This window comes from Nocardiopsis chromatogenes YIM 90109 (assembly GCF_000341185.1).
GTDB classification, from domain to species: domain Bacteria; phylum Actinomycetota; class Actinomycetes; order Streptosporangiales; family Streptosporangiaceae; genus Nocardiopsis_A; species Nocardiopsis_A chromatogenes.
Window position 1 is genome coordinate 17,935 of the sequence record NZ_ANBH01000025.1, and the last position, 18,307, is coordinate 36,241.

General features: G+C 73.7%; 15 protein-coding genes. 9 read left to right on the forward strand and 6 right to left on the reverse strand.

Annotation, left to right across the window (positions count from 1 at the left end; translation table 11 throughout):
- The first annotated feature begins 127 nt into the window (after positions 1 to 127).
- On the forward strand, positions 128 to 1,489 hold the full coding sequence (locus tag D476_RS0102325) for a glutamine synthetase family protein (RefSeq protein ID WP_017622375.1): 1,362 nt from the start codon (positions 128 to 130) through the stop codon (positions 1,487 to 1,489).
- A 151-nt stretch (positions 1,490 to 1,640) separates the two neighbouring features.
- On the opposite strand, the gene D476_RS0102330 is transcribed toward D476_RS0102325, so the two are convergent.
- From D476_RS0102330 to D476_RS31840, 4 genes are all read right to left on the reverse strand, one after another.
- Positions 1,641 to 2,369: a response regulator gene (locus tag D476_RS0102330; protein WP_017622376.1), complete on the reverse strand. Its 729-nt coding sequence runs from the start codon at positions 2,367 to 2,369 to the stop codon at positions 1,641 to 1,643.
- Between the two features lie 203 nt (positions 2,370 to 2,572).
- On the reverse strand, positions 2,573 to 5,593 hold the full coding sequence (locus D476_RS39600) for a helix-turn-helix transcriptional regulator (RefSeq protein WP_017622377.1): 3,021 nt from the start codon (positions 5,591 to 5,593) through the stop codon (positions 2,573 to 2,575).
- Positions 5,594 to 5,706: 113 nt separating this feature from the next.
- Positions 5,707 to 5,874 carry a hypothetical protein gene (locus D476_RS38145; RefSeq protein WP_017622378.1) on the reverse strand — a complete coding sequence of 56 codons (168 nt, stop codon included), beginning with the start codon at positions 5,872 to 5,874 and terminating at the stop codon, positions 5,707 to 5,709.
- A 643-nt stretch (positions 5,875 to 6,517) separates the two neighbouring features.
- Complete coding sequence (locus D476_RS31840) at positions 6,518 to 7,234, reverse strand: HD domain-containing protein (protein WP_051061557.1); 717 nt, start codon at positions 7,232 to 7,234, stop codon at positions 6,518 to 6,520.
- A 105-nt stretch (positions 7,235 to 7,339) separates the two neighbouring features.
- Between D476_RS31840 and D476_RS0102350 the strand changes: the two genes are divergently transcribed.
- From D476_RS0102350 to D476_RS0102360, 3 genes are all read left to right on the forward strand, one after another.
- Complete coding sequence (locus D476_RS0102350; RefSeq protein ID WP_017622380.1) at positions 7,340 to 8,332, forward strand: GlxA family transcriptional regulator; 993 nt, start codon at positions 7,340 to 7,342, stop codon at positions 8,330 to 8,332.
- A gap of 190 nt (positions 8,333 to 8,522) precedes the next feature.
- Entirely contained in the window at positions 8,523 to 9,365 is an 843-nt protein-coding gene (panB, locus tag D476_RS0102355) for a 3-methyl-2-oxobutanoate hydroxymethyltransferase (RefSeq protein WP_017622381.1), read from the forward strand.
- 177 nt (positions 9,366 to 9,542) lie between these two features.
- Complete coding sequence (locus tag D476_RS0102360) at positions 9,543 to 10,580, forward strand: LLM class F420-dependent oxidoreductase (RefSeq protein ID WP_017622382.1); 1,038 nt, start codon at positions 9,543 to 9,545, stop codon at positions 10,578 to 10,580.
- Between the two features lie 46 nt (positions 10,581 to 10,626).
- Here the strand turns inward: D476_RS0102360 and D476_RS0102365 are convergent, their stop codons facing one another.
- On the reverse strand, positions 10,627 to 11,049 hold the full coding sequence (locus D476_RS0102365; protein WP_017622383.1) for a DoxX family protein: 423 nt from the start codon (positions 11,047 to 11,049) through the stop codon (positions 10,627 to 10,629).
- A 199-nt stretch (positions 11,050 to 11,248) separates the two neighbouring features.
- Between D476_RS0102365 and D476_RS0102370 the strand changes: the two genes are divergently transcribed.
- Entirely contained in the window at positions 11,249 to 11,992 is a 744-nt protein-coding gene (locus D476_RS0102370) for a FadR/GntR family transcriptional regulator (protein ID WP_026123152.1), read from the forward strand.
- A 260-nt stretch (positions 11,993 to 12,252) separates the two neighbouring features.
- Here the strand turns inward: D476_RS0102370 and eat are convergent, their stop codons facing one another.
- The gene (gene eat / locus D476_RS0102375; RefSeq protein WP_026123153.1) at positions 12,253 to 13,716 is read right to left on the reverse strand and encodes an ethanolamine permease; all 1,464 of its coding nucleotides are present in this window, start codon (positions 13,714 to 13,716) and stop codon (positions 12,253 to 12,255) included.
- A 310-nt stretch (positions 13,717 to 14,026) separates the two neighbouring features.
- Here eat and D476_RS0102380 point away from each other — a divergent pair, with 310 nt between their 5' ends.
- The 4 genes from D476_RS0102380 to D476_RS0102395 form a co-directional block, all read left to right on the forward strand.
- Complete coding sequence (locus tag D476_RS0102380) at positions 14,027 to 15,400, forward strand: glutamine synthetase family protein (protein WP_017622386.1); 1,374 nt, start codon at positions 14,027 to 14,029, stop codon at positions 15,398 to 15,400.
- A 32-nt stretch (positions 15,401 to 15,432) separates the two neighbouring features.
- On the forward strand, positions 15,433 to 16,821 hold the full coding sequence (locus D476_RS0102385; RefSeq protein ID WP_017622387.1) for an aldehyde dehydrogenase family protein: 1,389 nt from the start codon (positions 15,433 to 15,435) through the stop codon (positions 16,819 to 16,821).
- A gap of 98 nt (positions 16,822 to 16,919) precedes the next feature.
- A complete protein-coding gene (locus D476_RS0102390; protein ID WP_017622388.1) occupies positions 16,920 to 17,684 on the forward strand; it encodes a 3-oxoacyl-ACP reductase in 765 nt (254 codons plus the stop codon).
- The coding region (locus D476_RS0102395; RefSeq protein ID WP_017622389.1) for a gamma-glutamyl-gamma-aminobutyrate hydrolase family protein at positions 17,681 to 18,307 on the forward strand (627 nt) is incomplete at its 3' end. The genes D476_RS0102390 and D476_RS0102395, both read left to right, overlap by 4 nt.

Below are 18,307 nucleotides of genomic sequence, written 5' to 3' on the forward strand. Positions count from 1 at the left end.
CTGCGGGGCCCTCGCGACCCACCTGCGTTAATGCGCCGGAAACCTGAGGTGGGCAGACTGGGTGTAGGTCCGATTCCCCGGGCCGCCCGCGTCCGCACCCCGACGTACGACAGAGGAAGGTGAACCCGTGAATCGACAGCAGGAGTTCGTGCTCCGGACCCTGGAGGAGCGCGACATCCGGTTCGTCCGGCTGTGGTTCACCGACGTGCTCGGGTACCTGAAGTCGGTGGCGGTGGCGCCCGCCGAGCTGGAGGCGGCCTTCACCGAGGGGATCGGGTTCGACGGCTCGGCCATCGAGGGCTTCGCGCGCGTGCACGAGGCCGACATGCTCGCCCAGCCGGACCCGTCCACCTTCCAGGTGCTGCCCTGGCGCAACGAGCCGCACGGCACCGCCCGGATGTACTGCGACATCCTCATGCCCGACGGCAGCCCCAGCTACGCCGACCCGCGGCACGTGCTCAAGCGCCAGCTCGCCAAGGCCTCGGACCTGGGCTTCACCTTCTACACCCACCCCGAGATCGAGTTCTACCTGCTGAAGAAGATGCCCGATCCCGGGGAGTTCCCCGAGCCCAACGACTCGGGCGGCTACTTCGACCACACGCCGCACAACAGCGCGCACGACTTCCGGCGCAACGCGATCAACATGCTGGAGGCCATGGGCATCTCGGTGGAGTTCAGCCACCACGAGGGCGGGCCCGGCCAGCAGGAGATCGACCTGCGCTACGCCGACGCGCTGACCACCGCCGACAACATCATGACGTTCCGGCTGGTGATGAAGGAGGTGGCGATGGAGCAGGGCGTCTACGCCACCTTCATGCCCAAGCCCTTCACCGAGTTCCCGGGGTCGGGCATGCACACGCACATGTCGCTGTTCGAGGGGGAGCGCAACGCCTTCCACGAGCCGGGCGCCGAGTACCACCTGTCGAAGGTGGGGCGCGGGTTCATCGCCGGGCTGCTGCGGCACGCCCCGGAGATCACGGCGGTGTGCAACCAGTGGGTGAACTCCTACAAGCGGCTGTGGGACAACGCCGCGGCGTCGGCCGGGGCCGGCGGCGAGGCGCCCGCCTACGTGTGCTGGGGGCACAACAACCGGTCGGCGCTGGTCCGGGTGCCGATGTACAAGCCCACCAAGAGCAACTCCAGCCGGATCGAGTTCCGGTCGCTGGACACCTCGTGCAACCCCTACCTGGCCTACGCGCTGATCCTGGCGGCGGGGCTGAAGGGCATCGAGGAGGGCTACGAGCTGCCGCCCGGCGCCGAGGACGACGTGTGGGCGCTGACCGACGCCGAGCGGCGGGCGATGGGCATCGCGCCGCTGCCGCAGAGCCTGGACGAGGCCATCCGCGCGATGGAGGGCAGTGAGCTGGTCGCCGAGACGCTCGGCGAGCACGTCTTCGACTTCTTCCTGCGGAACAAGAAGGCCGAGTGGCAGTCCTACCGCCGCCAGGTCACCCCGTACGAGCTGCAGCGGTACCTGCCGACGCTGTAGGCCGCCGCCGGGCGCCGGAGGCGGCGCCGCCGAGCCGCGGGCCCGGGCCGGGGNCGGGGGCTCGGCCCTCGGCCCGGGTCCGGGTTTTGGGCGGGCGCCGGTTCCGGGCCCTGGTTCCGGGCGCCGCGAATCCCCGCGGCGCCCGGCCGGGTCAGTCGATTTCCAGCACTTTCTCCCGGACCGCATACACCGCGGCCTCGGTCCGCGAATGCAACTGGAGTTTCTCCAGGATGTTGCGGATGTGGTTCTTGACGGTGTTCTCGGAGATGAACAGCGCGTCGGCGATCTCCTTGTTGTTGAAGCACCGGGCCACCAGGCGCAGCACTTCGGTCTCGCGTCCGGTGAGCCGGGGGGCCGGGCGGCGCCGCTCGGCCCCGTCGCGCTTGGCCAGGGTGGTGAACTCGCCGATGAGCTTGGTGGCCATGGAGGCGTTGATGAACGACTGGCCGTCGCAGATGGAGCGGACCGCGTCGGGCAGCTCGTCGACGCTGATCTCCTTGAGCAGGTAGCCGTCGGCGCCCGCCTTGAGGGCCTCGAAGAGGTCGTCCTCCTCGTCGCTCATGGTGAGCATGGTGATCTTGGCCCGGGGGGCGTGGGCGCGGATGCCGCTGCAGGCGTCGATGCCTCCTCCGCCGGGCATCCACACGTCCATCAGGACCACGTCCGGGGTGAGGCGCGCGACCTGGCGCACGGCCTCCTCGCCGCTCCCGCACTCGCCGACGACGTCGATGTCGGGCTCCTCCTCCAGGACCGACACCAGTCCGCGGCGGAAGAAGGCGTGGTCATCGACGAGCAGGACGCGGATCGGGCGCGCGGGGGGCGCGGGAGGGACCGCCTCGACGGTCCGTGCCGCACCCGGGGACGGGGGGTGCCCACTCACAACGGAATTCCTTCCTTGCGCGAGATGGCCGCAGTAGTGGAATGCGATTCGGGAGGCCGCTGCTGCGAACAGTTTATGCCAGAAGTACCCTCCCACGTACAGGGCGAATGCCCTGGAGACCGCCTGGAGCGGCCCGGCACGCCGGGGCCGCGGCCGATGGCCTCCCACCTTACGCCGCTATATGGGGCATTTTCCGAGGTCGCTCAGACGAGTCCGGAATCGATCGCTTTGCGGGCGGCCGCATTCCGATTCGCGACACCGAGCTTGCCGAGCACGTTGGAAACGTGGACGCTCACCGTTTTCGCCGATATGACCAGCTCGTCGGCGATCTCCCGGTTGGTCCGCCCCTGCGCGACCTGGACGAGCACCTCGCGCTCGCGCGGGGTGAGCGCGGCAAGGGCGTTCCCCGAGGCGTCTGCGGGCCCGCTCCCCGGTGCGCCCCCGGGCGTGTCGCCTCCCCCGCCGAGCGCCGGATCCGCCGCCGGTCCCGGTTCGGGCGGCTCGATGCCGTGGCCCTCCATCACCAGCCGGGCGCGCCGGAGGTACAGGCCCGCCCCGCACTCGGTGGCCAGGGCGTGGAGTTCATGCAGGTGGGCGACGGCGCGTTCGCGCTCACCGAGGGCGAGGGCGCACTCGGCCCGGCCGAGGAGCGCCTGGAGCAGGAAGGCCCGCAGGCCGCGGCTGCGCAGCTCGCGCTCATGCCAGGCCCAGTGCTCCTCTGCGGCCCGCGGGTCGCCGTCCATCGCCAGGTAGGCCCGTACCGCCCGGATGTCCACCCGGATGATGAACGGCGACGCGTCCTCGTCCGGCAGGTCCTGGGCCTTCCTCGCGATGCGCCGCTTGAGCGCGTCCACCGCGGCCGTGCGCCCGGGGTCCCCCTCGGCGTCGCGCGCGAAGTCGCGGACCAGCTCGGCGGTGGTGGCGAGCGCCATCCCGATCCACACTCCCTCGGCCCAGGGGCGGTCCTCCTCCAGAACCTTCATGAGGGCGTCGAGCGCGTCGAGGCCCTCGTCGATCCGGCCCCGGGCGTGGTGCAGCCACGCCCGCGGGGCGAGGTTGCCGAGGGTCTCGACCCGCGCCGAGTTCTCCGGCGGCATCAGCCTGTCGGCGGCCTCCACCTCCTCGGCCACCTCCGCCGCCGCGCCGCGCATCCGCTGGACCTCCGCGAGCAGCCGGTGGCGCCGCGCCTGGCTGCGCGGGTTGGCGTCGGGGCGCTGCGCGCGCACCAGGCGCACCGCCTCGTCCAGGTCACCGTTGCCGAACAGCAGGTATCCGACCCCGAAGGCGAAGGCGCCGCTCTGGGTCCTGGTCAGGCCGAGTTCGGCGACGCGTTCGAGCCCCTCGCGGTTCTCCCGCATCGCCTCGTCGGGGCGCCCGGCGTGGTCGTAGACGGCCGCCAGGTTGTTCCGGCCGCGCAGCTCGACCGAGACGGCCCCGGCCCCGCGTGCCAGCCGGATCCCCTCCGCGATGGAGGCGACGGCCGCGTCGGTGTCAGGGGTGTGCGAGAGCAGGCTCCCCAGGGTGATCAGGGCATCGGCCTCACTGCGCACGTCCCCGGCGGCACGGGCGCGTTCGAGGGCCAGCTCGGCCGCGCGCCGGGCCTCCTCGTCATGGCCCCGCACCATGAGGGTCGTGGCCAGGCCCGCCGTCACCCGCGCGCGCAGCGGGTGCCCCTCCGGAAGGCGCAGGAGCGCCGCACCGTAGTCCTCCAGGGCCCCGTCCTGGGACATCTCCTTTCGGGCGTCGCCGCGCGCCTGGAGCAGGCGCCCCATGGCCAGGGCGTCCTCCTCGGGGATGACCCGTGCCGCGCGCACCGCGCATATGTCGCTGTCCACCCACGTGGAGTACGCCTTGAGCCCCTCCCCCGCGTACTCGGCCGCCCTGCGCGGCGACCCGTTGTCGAGCGTGGCCTGGGAGAGCACGTACAGCAGCTCGGAGGCGGAACACCCGATGCGCCGCTGCGCGTCGGGGACCTGGTCCCACAGCTCCAGCACGCGCTCCAGCAGCGACACCCGTTCGGGCAGGGCCGCGCCACGGTGTGCGGCCTCGGCGGCCCGCCACGCGCCCTCCAAGGCGCGGGGCAGGTCGTGGGCGGCGTAGGCGTGGTGGGCGAGCAGCATGGCCGCCTGGCCGGGGTCCAGGCCCTCCACCCCGGCCTCCAGGGCGTCGGCGTAGCGCCGGTGCAGGCGGGTGCGCTCGCCGGGCAGCAGGTCCTCTTGGACGGCCTCGGCGAGCAGCGCGTGCCGGAAGGCGTAGCCGTCGCCGCGCGGAACCAGGGCATTGGCATCGACGGCGGCGCGTACGGCCGCCGCGAAGGCGTCCGGCCCGATCCCGGTCACCTCCTCCAGCAGGGCGTGGTGCACCCGCTCCCCGGCGGCGGAGGCGGCCTGGAGCACGCCGACGGCGGTGGCGTCCAGCGCGCGCAGCGTGCCCAGCAGCAGCTCCCGGGGGCCCTCGGGGACCGGCGCGGTGGCGGAGTCGGGGTGGGCCAGGAAGGACTCCACGAACAGCGGGTTGCCGCCGCTGCGCTCGAAGAGCCGGTCGGCCTGGCGGTCGGGCAGGGCGCCGCCGCCCAGCCCTGCGGCGAGCTCGGCCACCTCCTCCCGGGACAGTGGCGGCACCTCGGTGCGCACGACGCCGGGCAGGCGCTCCAGCTCGGGCAGCAGGCGCCGCAGCGGGTGGCCGCGGTGCAGGGCGTCGGTGCGGTAGGTGGCGATGATCTGCACCGGTGCGGAGTCCAGGTTGCCCAGGAGGAAGACGAGCAGGTCCCGGGTGGAGGCGTCGGACCAGTGCATGTCCTCCAGCACCAGGGTGAGGCCGCCGGGCGTCGCGGCCTGCTCCAGCAGGACCAGGACCTGTTCGAAGAGGCGGGCACGGCCCTCACCGGTGCCCTCGGGGGCGGCGCCCAGTTCGGGGAGCAGCCGCGCCAGCTCACCGGGGCCGTCGGCGGCGGGGACCGCCCCGTCCCGCACCAGGCGGCGCAGGGCGGCCGCGAACGGGGCGAAGGGCAGCCCCTCGACGCCGAGTTCGGGGCAGCCCCCGGCGACGGCGCGGCGCATGGGGCGGACGCGGGCGTACTCGCGGAGCAGCCGCGACTTGCCCACACCGGCCTCGCCGCCGACCAGGACCGCGCCCGCGCCGTCCTTCAGGACGCGGCGGGCATGGGCGGCCAGGTTCCGAACGTGGTCCCGGCGCCCGACGAAAACCGAACTTCGTGTGTCCACGGCGCCCAGTATGTCGGGGATACGGGGCGCGGGCGGGGCCGACTCGACCGTTGTGGACAAGGGGTCAGCCTGCCGCGCCACGCCGCCCGGCCGGGTCGCGTCGCCGGGTCAGGTCACGCCGCCGGGCCGAAGTGCTCCCGCCAGCGGCGGCGCCGCTCGTGGCGCCCGTCGTCCTCCCGCTGCCGCCGGGCGTCCCGGGCGGCGCGCTCGGCCGCCGCGTCTCGGAGCAGCCTCTCCCGGTGCTGCCGGGCCAGCTCGTCCAGGTGCTCGGGGTGGTGCACGGGTGTCCTCCCTCTCGGTGGCTCACCTCCACACTCCCGCCGCAGCCCCCTCCCCCGGTATCGGAAAGTCGCCGTATCTTCCCTGGTGAATGGGGCCTTAGAGACGCCTTAGGGGCCTTAGTCAACGAGGAGAACCGGGCAGTTCCCCAGGTGTGTGCCGCCCACACGCGGTGCCCCCCGACGGCAGAGCAGGTGGTCCGCCCACGGGCCCGGCCGAGGGGCGGGCCGCCAGAGTGGGGGGAGGGACGCCGACGACGAGGAGCCGCCCCCCTTCCAGCAGCGCTGTCGGGCGGCGGGCGTACGGGCGGTCACCGTGATGGGCAGCGACGGAGAGAGCCGGACGGTTCCCCGGCCCCGCCTGCCGACCGGCGGCCCCTCGCGCTCCAGGAAGGCGGCGACCCAGCAGCTACCCCCCTCGCCGCCCCCGGCCGACCGCCGGGCCGTCAGGACGCAAGGCAGAAGACGGCAACGACAAAGGCCAGCGGCCTTCCCGCAGCACCTTCGACCACCGGGTGTGTGCGTGGTTGCCGTTAAGGGCGGCGACGGGGCCAGCTGGTACCCCGCTCACGTGTCCCGGCCGCCTCACGCCTGACCTGCACCGCAAGAGCATCTGGAGATGGCGGACGGGCTGACGCACCGCAGATCAGGTGTCGGGGTCCACGTCGGCGGGGCCCACATCGGCGGGCGGGGCGGTCGGCCGGTCGCCCCACCCGGATGCGGCGATCAGGTCCTGCCAGTCCGGCAGTGCGCCCCGGGGCAGGCGGGGGCGGAGCACATGGCCGGTGAAGCCCAGTGGATCGACCTTCGCCGGGTTCGCCGCCGCCTGCTCCGCGATCAGGTCGATGATCGCGTGGGCGAGGTCGTCACGGGGCAGGGCGGCATGGACGCGTTCGGCCAGGCCCGGCGGAAGCTCCTCCCTGCCGTGTCCGAGCATGTCGACCGCGATGCCCGACTGGGCCAAGGCGACGTCCGGCCCCTTGCGCGCGGCGATCCCGGCCGAGGTGTGCAGGGCGACCGCGTCCCACACCACCTCCACACGCCGCTCCTCGACCCCCTGGCCGCGCAGGAACCGAGCGGCCAGGTCGGCGCCGTCGACCTCGAACTGGTGCGCACCGTTGCCCTGGGCGGTCAGGCCCAGGTCGTGCAGGACGCACCCCAGGAACACCAGCTCGTCGTCGAAGTCGGTCCCGGGACGGAGGCCCCGGCGGTCGGCCAGCGCGCGGGCGAACAGGTAGCTGCGCACACTATGGCGGTAGACGAAGGCGGGCTCCGCCTCCTCGGCGAAACGCAGGGCGGCCGCCGCCAGGTCCGTGGCCGGCAGCGGGATTCCGGCCACGGGGTCGGACGGGGAGCGGTGCATGACGGGCACTCCGTTTCCTTGTCCTGTCGGGAACGCCATCGATCCTGGTGCCCCACGAGCGCACCGGCCAGCGGCCAGAATGACGCCATGCGCTAAGTTCTGGCCATGATGATCATCGCGGTCCTCGCCCTCGACGGGGTGCTGCCCTTCGACCTGTCCGTGCCCGGCCAGGTCTTCGGCACCGCCAACGCCACCGTCACCGCCCCGCATTACGACATCCGGGTCTGCGCCCCCGACCGGTCCGTCACCACGTCCGCCGAGCACGGCGCCTTCCAGGTCGGAACGGAGTGGGGGCTGGAGGGGCTCGACGGCGCCGACACCGTCATCGTCCCCGGCCACGCCGGGTTCCTCGACCGCCCCTCTCCCCCGGTGGCGGCGGCGCTGGACGGAGCCGCCGGGCGCGGGGCCCGGATGGCGTCGGTGTGCATCGGCGCCTTCACTCTGGCCGCCGTGGGACTCCTGGACGGCAAGAGGGCGACGACCCACTGGCAGCACGCCGAAGAACTGGCCCGGCGCCACCCCCGCGTCGACGTCGACGGCGACGTGCTGTTCATCGACGAGGACGATGTGGTCACCTCGGCCGGTGTCGCCGCCGGGCTGGACCTGTGCCTGCACCTGGTCCGCCGCGACCTCGGGGCCCAGGCCGCGGCGGCGACGGCCCGGCGCACCGTCATGCCGCTGCAGCGCGACGGCGGGCAGGCGCAGTTCGTCGAGCACCGCCGCCCCCGCGCCCGCGACTCCACCCTGCAGCCGACCCTGCACTGGATGGAGACCGAGCTCCACCGCCCCCTCACCCTGGAGGACATCGCCGCCCACGCGGGCATGAGCGTGCGCCACCTGAACCGGAGGTTCCGCGAGCAGACGGGGACGACGCCCCTGCAGTGGCTGCTCCGGGCCCGTATGCACCGCGCCCAGGAGCTGTTGGAGGCCACCGCGCTGCCCGTGGAGCGCGTCGCCGACCGGTCCGGCTTCGGCACGGCGGCGACCCTGCGCCACCACTTCGCCCGCCTGGCGGGCACCTCTCCCCAGGCGTACCGGAACACGTTCCGCGGCCCTGCGGGCCCCAGCGGCCCGCAGGGGCCTCCCCCTCCGGTCTGAAGGCGCCCGGCGCACCGCCCCCGTGGAGTGGCGCGCATCCCCCCGGTGAGGGGATGAACCGGGGCCCCTCCGACGTTGGGCCCGACAGAGGTTGCGCATCCCCGCGCGTGCGAGGATGGCTGCGCCCGTTTTTACCGACACCGTCCGGAGACGCCCTCGGCGCTTCGAGACACCGGAGGGAAAACACGTCATGACCACATCCACGTCCGCCCCCGCCCTCTACGGGGGCACCTCCGCGCGCCGGGTCACCGTGCGCGACATCGCCGCCGCCAAGGAGCGCGGCGAGCGCTGGCCCATGCTGACCGCCTACGACGCCCTCACCGCGCGGGTCTTCGACGAGGCCGGAATCCCCGTCCTGCTCGTCGGCGACTCGGCGGCCATGGTCGTCTACGGCTACGACTCCACGCTCCCCGTCTCCGTCGACGACCTGCTCCCGCTCACCGCGGCGGTGGCCCGCTCCACCACCCGCGCCATGGTCGTCGCCGACCTCCCGTTCGGCGCCTACCAGGCCTCGCCCGAGCAGGCGCTGGAGGCGGCCGCGCGCTTCATGAAGGACGGCCACGCCAACGCCGTCAAGCTGGAGGGCGGCCGCCGCATGGCCCCCCAGGTCGAGGCCCTGGTCTCCGCCGGGGTCCCGGTCATGGGGCACATCGGCCTGACCCCGCAGTCGGTCAACGCCCTGGGCGGCTACCGCGTGCAGGGCCGCGGCGACCAGGGCGCGGAGGAGCTGCTGGCCGACGCCAAGGAGCTGGAGCGCGCGGGCGCCTTCTCGGTCGTCCTGGAGTGCGTCCCGGCCGAGCTGGCGGCCCGGATCACCGCCGAGCTGAGCATCCCGACGGTGGGCATCGGGGCCGGTCCCGACACCGACGCCCAGGTGCTGGTCTGGCAGGACATGGCGGGCCTGAGCCCGCGGGTGGCCAAGTTCGTCAAGGCCTACGCCGACCTCAACTCCACTCTGGCGGGCGCCGCCAAGAGCTTCGCCGAGGAGGTCGTCGGCGGGTCCTTCCCGGACGCCGAGCACTCCTACTCCTGACGCCTCCCCAGACGGACCGGGGGCGCCCCGCGCGGGCGCACCCGGCCGCCGGGGGCGCGTCCGCAGCGCATCGGGGCCGGTGGGCGGCGCGCCGCCCACCGGCCCCGGTCGCCGGACCGAAACCTACTCAGGGGTAGAGTGTCGCCCCGATCACGGGCGACCACCTACGGAGGCAGCATGCGCATCTCCATGCCCCTGCAATACGCCGGCAACCCCAAGGAGTCCGTCGGCCAGATCGCCGAGCTGGAGAAGGTCGGCCTGGACACCGTGTGGGTGGCCGAGGCCTACGGCTACGACAGCCCCACCCTCATGGGCTACATCGCCGCCCGCACCGAGCGCGTGCGCATCGGCGCCGCCATCCTCCCGGTCTACACCCGCACCCCCACCCTGATCGCGCAGACCGCCGCCGGCCTGGACTACCTGTCCGACGGCCGCGCCGTGCTGGGGCTGGGCGCCAGCGGCCCGCAGGTGATCGAGGGCTGGCACGGCCTCCCCTACGACCGCCCGCTGGCCCGCACCCGCGAGGTCGTCGAGATCGGCCGCAAGGTGTGGGCGCGCGAGGAGCGCCTCACCCACGACGGCAAGGTCTTCACCCTGCCGCTGCCGCCCGAGGAGGGCACCGGGCTGGGCAAGCCGCTCAAGATCATCAACCACCCGGTGCGCAGCGCGGTCCCCGTCTACATCGCCTCCCTCGGCGAGAAGAACGTCAAGATGACCGCCGAGATCGCCGACGGCTGGCTGCCCATCTTCTTCATCCCGGAGAAGGCGGACGCGGTCTGGGGCGAGTCGCTGCGCGCGGGCAGGGCCGACCGCGACCCCTCCCTGGGCGGCCTGGAGATCTCCGCCGGGGGCATGCTCGCGATCGGCGAGGGCGAGGAGACCAAGAAGCTGCTCGACTTCGTCCGCCCGATGATCGCCCTGTACGTCGGCGGGATGGGCGCCAAGGGCAAGAACTTCTACAACACCCTGGCCCGCCGCTACGGCTACGAGGACGCGGCCGACAAGATCCAGGAGCTCTACCTGGCCGGGCGCAAGGACGAGGCTGCGGCCGCCGTCCCCCAGGAGATGCTGGAGCTGACCAACCTGGTGGGCCCCGAGTCCTACGTGCGCGAGCGCATCGAGGCCTTCCGCGCGGCGGGCGTGACCGAGTTGAACGTGACGCCGGTGGGCGAGGACCCGGTCCGCCTGGTGGAGAAGGTCAAGGGCTGGCTCTGAGGCGACGCCCGCACACGCGGGCGTCGCGGTCTGCTCGGCGGCGGGATCAGCCCCGGCCGAGCAGGCCGCGCAGGTAGGACGGCAGCGACGCCGTCTCCGCGCGGCGGATCCACGCCAGCGCGCCCATCAGTACGATCAGCGCCACCGGCAGCATCCACCCCGAGTCCTGCAGGATGACCACGTGGGTGAGGGCGGCGCCGACGACCACGAGGGTCAGCCCCGCGGCGGCGAGCCCGGCCAGGCGGGGGATCAGCACTCCGATCCCCCCGGCCAGCTCGGCCACGCCCACGAAGTAGCGCAGCCACTGGCCCGCGCCGATGTTCTCGAACGTGGTGATGAAGTCGGGCCAGCCCGCGACCTTGCCGAACCCCATCAGCAGGAACAGCCCCGCGCCGATGACCTGGAGTACCCAGGAGACGACGGTCAGGGCGGTTCCGCGCGCGGGGAGGGTGTCATCACTCCGGGCCATGGCGACCTCGCTCCAGGGACGGTGCCGGTTACCGGCATTTTCCCACACCCGCCCGGGCCGGACCAGCGGGCCGCCGCCCCGGGATTACCCTGAGTGCTGCGGCCGCCGACGGCGGCCCGGGNNNNGCGGCCGCCGACGGCGGCCGGGGCCGAGGGCCATGCGGCCCGCGGCGGTTCGCGAGGGTTCGGAAGGGGTGGACGTGTCCCAGCCGGAGGCCGGAGCCCTGGCCGAGAGCGCGGCCGAGGCGGTGTTCCGCCCGGTGCGCACCGGCAACGCCTTCGAGGAGACGGTGGAGCGGCTGCTGTCGGCCATCAAGCTCGGGGTGGTGGCCCGGGGCGGGCGCTTCCCGCCCGAGCGGGAGCTGGCGGCCCGGCTCGGGGTCAGCCGGATCACGCTGCGCGAGGCCATCCGCGCCCTGCAGGAGGCCGGGTACGCCGAGTCGCGGCGCGGGCGCGGCGGGGGGACCTTCGTCGCCGACGTGCCGCCGCGTCCCAGCCGGGCCGAGGCGCAGCGGATGCTCCAGCGCACCGGCGCCGACCTGGAGGACCTGTTCACCTTCCGGCGCGCGCTGGAGACCGGGGCGGCGGTGCGGCTGGCCGAGCAGGGGCTCGACCCCGACGGCGACCGGCTGCTGGCCGAGCGGCTGGAGGCGGTGGACGCGGCCCCGATCGAGGACTACCGGCGGTGCGACACGGTCTTCCACCACACGCTGGCCGAGCTGACCGGGTCGCCGTCGCTGACCGGGGCGCTGGCCGAGACGCGGATGCGCATCAACGACCTGCTCAACGCGATGCCGATCCTGGCGCGCAACCTGGAGCACAGCAGCGCCCAGCACCGGGCGATCGTGGAGGCCGTGCGCGGCAGGCGCCCTGAGGACGCGCGCCGCGCGGTCGGGGAGCACTTGGAGGGGACGGAGGCGCTGCTGCGGGCGTTCCTGGCGTGAGCGCACCTCACGGCGGGCCCGTGCCGCCGCCGGATACACGGCCGGAGGCACGGGTGGAGGAAGGGGCATCCGGTGCCCGGATCGGCCCCCGCTCCCCGGCCCGCACCCGCCGCCGCGTGCCTCCTTCGGCGGCCGTGCGGCGGCGGGCGGCCCGCCTCCCGCGCTCGGCCGGTCGTTCCCGGTCGGCGGCCCCGCGTGACCGGGCCCGGCGCCGCCCCCCCGATCCGGCACCGGGCCCCGCCGAGCCCACCCGACGGAGGTCAGTTGAGCTCCGACTCGGCCTTCTCCACCAGGGCGAACTCCTCCTCCGGGGCGTCGGCCACCAGCCGGTGGCGCGAGTAGAACCAGAAGTACGCCAGGAACACCGCGAAGATCGCCGCCGCCACGGCCGCGCCCACCACGTCCACCAGGAAGGTGGCCACCACCGCGCACAGCGCCAGCACCAGGGCGATGCCGGTGGTCACCGTGCCTCCGGGGGTGCGGTAGGGCCGCTCCAGGCCGGGCTCGCGCCGCCGCAGCACGATGTGGGAGACCATCATCAGCGCGTAGGAGGCGGTCGCCCCGAACACCGCGATGTTGATCAGCCGGTCGCCGTCGCCCACCCCGGCCGCCAGCAGGAAGCCGATCGTTCCGGGCACGATGAGCGCCATGTAGGGGGTCTTGCGGCGCCCGGTGACCGACAGCCACGTGGGCAGGTAGCCCGCGCGCGAGAGCGCGAAGAGCTGGCGCGAGTAGGCGTAGATGATGGAGAAGAAGCTGGCCACCAGTCCGGCCAGGCCGACGTAGTTGACGACGTCGGCCAGCAGGGTCGACCCGCCGTAGGCCTCCCGCAGGGCGTGCGGGAGCGGGTTGTCGGAGTCGGCCAGCGCGCTCGCCCCGGCGCCGCCGGGAGCCAGCAGCAGCATGGCGAAGCCGGTCACCAGCAGCACCGCCATGCCCGCGATGATGCCGCGGGGCATGTCGCGCTTGGGGTCCCGCGCCTCCTCGGCTGCCAGGGGCACGCCCTCGATGGCGAGGAAGAACCAGATGCCGAACACGAACGCCCCCAGGATTCCCGCGTACCCGTAGGGCAGGAAGGCGCTGGCGCCCGCGGCGCCGGTCGGGGCGATGTCGACGAGGTTGCCAGGGTCGAACTCGGGGACCATCCCGACGGCGAAGACGACGAGCGCCACGAGGGCCACGGCCGTGATGGCGAACATGACGCGCAGCGCCTCGCCGACGCCCCACAGGTGGATGCCGACGAACAGGGCGTAGCAGGCCAGGTAGACGGGCCAGGCGTTGGTGATGCCGAACAGCCCGAGCGCCTCGACGTAGCCGCCGATGAACACGGCGATGGCGGCGGGGGCGATGGCGTACTCGATGAGGATCGCCGTTCCGGTGGCGAAGCCGCCCAGCGGTCCCAGCGCGCGGCGGGCGAACCCGTAGCCCGCCCCGGTGGCGGGCAGCGCGGAGGCCATCTCCGCCAGTCCCAGCACCATGAACAGGTACATGGTGCCCATGAGGACGGTGGCGATGAGCAGGCCGCCCCATCCCCCTTCGGCGATGCCGTAGTTCCACCCGGCGAAGTCGCCGGAGATGACGTAGGAGACGCCGAGGCCGGCGAGCAGCAGCCATCCGGCTGCGCCGCGGCGCAGGGTGCGGCGCTGGAGGTAGTCGGTTCCGGCGCGGACGTAGTCGGCGCCTTGGACGTGTCCGTCGGTGTCGGTGCCGTGTTCTCGGGCCACGGTGCTCCCCTCGGGGGCGTGCTGGGCAGGGGTCGGTGGGTCGGGGGCGAAGGACGGGGCGGCGGTGCGCCACACGGAGCACCGCCGGACAGAAAAGGTATGCCGCCGGTCCTTTAGGTGATGGTCGGTGATGATGCGCGCCGCCGAACCGCCCTGTCAAGGGGGGCTCCCCTCTCCGCCCCCTCGGCGCGGACCTGCCGTTTCACCGGTATTTCGGAGCGGTTTCGCCGCCGCGGAGGGATTGACACGGGGATGCGGCCGCTGCTTTCCTCCATAAAAGGTCTGGCTCTGAACCTTAAGGAGGCCGAGGGTGAGTACGAACCGCGGCGGACCCCCGCTGACCGTGGACCGGCTCCGCACCGACGTGGAGTCCGGCGCCGTCGACACGGTGCTGGTGGCCTTCACCGACATGCAAGGCCGGCTGCAGGGCAAGCGGGTCTCCGGCCGCTTCTTCCTCGAAGAGGTGCTCGCCCACGGCACCGAGGCCTGCGACTACCTGCTCGCCGTCGACGTGGAGATGAACACCGTCGGCGGCTACGCCATGTCCTCCTGGGACACCGGCTACGGCGACATCGTCCTGCGGCCCGACCCCGCCACCCTGCGCCGCACCCCCTGGCAGGACGGCCAGGCCATGGTCACCGCCGACGTGCTGCGGCTGGACGGCGCCGACGCCGCCCCCTCCCCGCGCCAGATCCTCAAGGCCCAGACGGCCCGGCTGGCCGAGCGCGGCTGGACGGCGATGGTCGGCACCGAGCTGGAGTTCGTCGTCTACCGCGACTCCTACGAGCAGGCCTGGCAGCGCGGCTACCGGGAGCTGACCCCGGCCAACCGCTACAACGTCGACTACTCGGTGCTGGGCGGCGCCCGGGTGGAGCCGCTGCTGCGCCGCATCCGCAACGGCATGGCCGGGGCCGGGCTGTACGTGGAGTCGGCCAAGGGCGAGTGCAACCTGGGCCAGCACGAGATCGCGTTCCGCTTCGACGAGGCCGTGACCACCTGCGACCAGCACGCGATCTACAAGAACGGCTCCAAGGAGATCGCCGACCAGGAGGGCATGTCCATCACGTTCATGGCCAAGCCCAACGAGCGCGAGGGCAACTCCTGCCACGTGCACATCTCGCTGCGCGGCGAGGACGGCTCCCCGGTGCTCGCCGACGGGGGCGCGCCCGACGGGCTGTCGGCCCTCGGGCGGCACTTCCTCGCCGGGCAGCTCGCCTCGCTGCGGGAACTCACCCTGCTGCTGGCGCCCAACATCAACTCCTACAAGCGGTACGTGCCGGGCAGCTTCGCACCGACGTCGGTCGCCTGGGGCGTCGACAACCGCACGTGCGCGCTGCGCCTGGTCGGCGGCGGCCCGAGCCTGCGCGTGGAGAACCGCGTGCCCGGCGGCGACGTCAACCCCTACCTGGCGGTGGCGGCACTGATCGCCGGGGGCCTGGACGGGATCGACCGCGAGCTGGAGCCGGGCCCGGCGTGCGCCGGGAACGCCTACACGGGCGACGCCCCGTCGGTACCGGCCACCATGCGCGAGGCGCTGGAGCTGTGGGAGAAGAGCGACCTGGCGCGGGCCGCCTTCGGCGACGAGGTGGTCGAGCACTACGCCAACTACGCCCGGGTGGAGCTGGCGGCCTACGACGCCGCGGTGACCGACTGGGAGCTGTACCGGGGCTTCGAGCGCCTGTGAGCAGGCGCTGTGACCGAGAGGAGGGACCACCGATGGGGGCGTCCGAAGCGCCGACCCTGCAGGAACTGGTGAATCCGGCGACCGAGGAGGTCATCGGCACGGTGCCGCTCGCCTCGGCCGAAGAGGCCGACGCCGCCGTGGCGCGCGCCCGCGCGGCCTGGCCCGCCTGGCGGGCGGTGGCCCCGGGCGACAGGGCGCGGCTGCTGCGCGCGTTCGCCGAGAAGGTCGACGCGCACATCGAGGAGCTGGCGTGGCTGGAGGTGCGCAACGCCGGGCACCCGATCGGCCAGGCGCGCGGCGAGGCCGCGATGGTGCGCGACGTGCTGCTGTACTACGCGGGCGCGCCCGAGCGCGCGGCGGGGCGGCAGATCCCGGTCGCCGGGGGCTGGAGCCTCACCTTCGCCGAGCCGCTGGGGGTGGCGGCGGTCATCGTGCCGTGGAACTTCCCCATGCCGATCATGTCGTGGGGCATGGCGCCCGCGCTGGCGGCGGGCAACGCGGTCGTGGTCAAGCCGTCGGAGCTGACCCCGCTGACCGCCGTACGGCTCGGTGAGCTGGCCCTGGAGGCGGGCATCCCCGAAGGGGTGCTCCAGGTGCTTCCGGGCACCGGCCCCGAGGCGGGTGAACGCCTGGTCCGCCACCCGGGCGTGGACAAGGTGGCCTTCACCGGGTCCACCCGGGTGGGCAAGCGCATCATGGCGCTGGCCGCCGACGGCCTCAAACGGGTGACGCTGGAGCTGGGCGGCAAGAGCGCCAACATCGTCTTCGCCGACGCCGACCTGGAGAAGGCGGCGGCCACCGCGCCCTACGGGGTGTTCGACAACGCCGGGCAGGACTGCTGCGCGCGCTCGCGCCTGCTGGTGCAGCGCTCGGTGTTCGACCGGTTCATGGAGCTGCTGGAACCGGCGGTCAAGGGCGTGGCCGTGGGCGACCCGCGCGAGGACGGCACCGAGATGGGGCCGCTCGTGTCGGCGGCGCACCGCGCCAAGGTCGCCTCCTACGTGCCCGAGGGAGCGCCGGTGGCCTTCCGGGGGTCGGCGCCCGAGGGGGCGGGGTTCTGGTTCCCGCCGACGGTGCTCACCCCGGGCGGCCACGACGACCCGGCGTTCACCGACGAGATCTTCGGGCCGGTGGTGTGCGCGGTGCCGTTCGAGGACGAGGCGGAGGCGGTGCGCATCGCCGACGCGACCGACTTCGGGCTGGCCGGGTCGGTGTGGACGCGGGACGTGGGGCGGGCGCTGCGGGTCGCGCGCGGGGTGACCGCGGGCAACCTGTCGGTGAACTCGCACTCGGCGGTGCGGTACGGCACCCCGTTCGGGGGGTTCAAGCAGTCGGGGCTGGGGCGCGAGCTGGGCCCGGACGCGCTGGAGGCGTTCACCGACACCAAGACGGTCTTCCTGTCGGACGACACGGCGGGCTGACCACCCGCGCAGGACCCATGCCGATCTCGGGGAAGTCGGCCTTGTACCGGCCGGTATAGGGCCGACTCCCCCGAGATCGACGAGCGATGAGGAGCGACATGCGGCGTTTCGAGGGGCGCACCGCCGTGATCACCGGCGGCGGCAGCGGGATCGGGAAGGCGTCGGCGCTGCGGCTGGCCGACGAGGGCGCGAACGTGGTCGTGGTCGACCTGGACCGCGACGCGGGCGAGGCGGCGGCCAAGGAGGCCGGCGGCCGGTACGTGGCGGCCGACGTGACCGACTCGGACCAGGTGGCGGCCGCCTTCGCCGAGGCGAGGCAGGCCTACGGGTCGGTCGACGTGGCCTTCAACAACGCGGGCATCTCCCCGCCGGAGGACGACTCCATCCTGGACACGGGGCTGGAGGCGTGGCGCAAGGTGCAGGAGGTCAACCTGACCTCGGTGTACCTGTGCTGCAAGCACGCCCTGCCGTACATGCGCGAGCAGGGGCGGGGCTCGATCGTGAACACGGCCTCGTTCGTGGCGACGATGGGGGCGGCGACCTCGCAGATCTCCTACACGGCGAGCAAGGGCGGGGTGCTGGCGCTCAGCAGGGAGCTGGGGGTGCAGTTCGCACGCGAGGGCATCCGGGTCAACGCCCTGTCCCCCGGACCGGTGAACACCCCGCTGCTCAAGGAGCTGTTCGCCAAGGACCCCGAGCGTGCTCAGCGGCGCCTGGTGCACGTGCCCTTCGGCCGGTTCGCCGAGCCGGAGGAGATCGCGGCCGCCGTGGCGTTCCTGGCCAGTGACGACGCCTCGTTCATCACCGCCAGCAACTTCCTGGTGGACGGGGGCATCTCCAGCGCGTACGTGACGCCGCTGTGAGCGGGGCATCCGCGGGCGCGGGCGCCGCGCCCATCATCGGGATCACCGCCTACGCGGAGCGGGCCCGGTGGGGCGAGGCGTGGGACATGCGCGCGGCGCTCCTGCCCTGGGCGTACGTCGAGGCCGTGGCGCGTGCGGGCGGCATGCCGGTGCTGCTTCCCCCGGTCGCCGAGGACGGGCACGCCGCCGCCGGGCTGGACGCGCTGATCCTGGCCGGGGGCGGGGACATCGCCCCCGCACGGTACGGGGCCGCGCCGGACGCCGCCACGGCGGGGGTGGACCCCGGGCGGGACGCCTCCGAGTTCGCCCTGCTGGAGGAGGCGCTGGGGCGCGGTCTGCCGGTGCTGGGCGTATGCCGGGGGCTGCAGGTGATGAACGTGGCCCGTGGCGGGACCCTGCACCAGCACCTGCCCGAGGTCGTGGGCGGGAACGGCCACCGGAGGCGCACGGCGGTGTTCGACCCGCACCCGGTGCGGGTGGCACCGGGCAGCCGGACGGCACAGGTGCTGGGCCGCACGGAGCTGGAGGTGCCGACCTACCACCACCAGGGCCTCGCCACCCTGGGCGAAGGGCTGGTGGCCACGGCCTGGGCGGAGGACGGGATCGTCGAGGCGGTCGAGTTC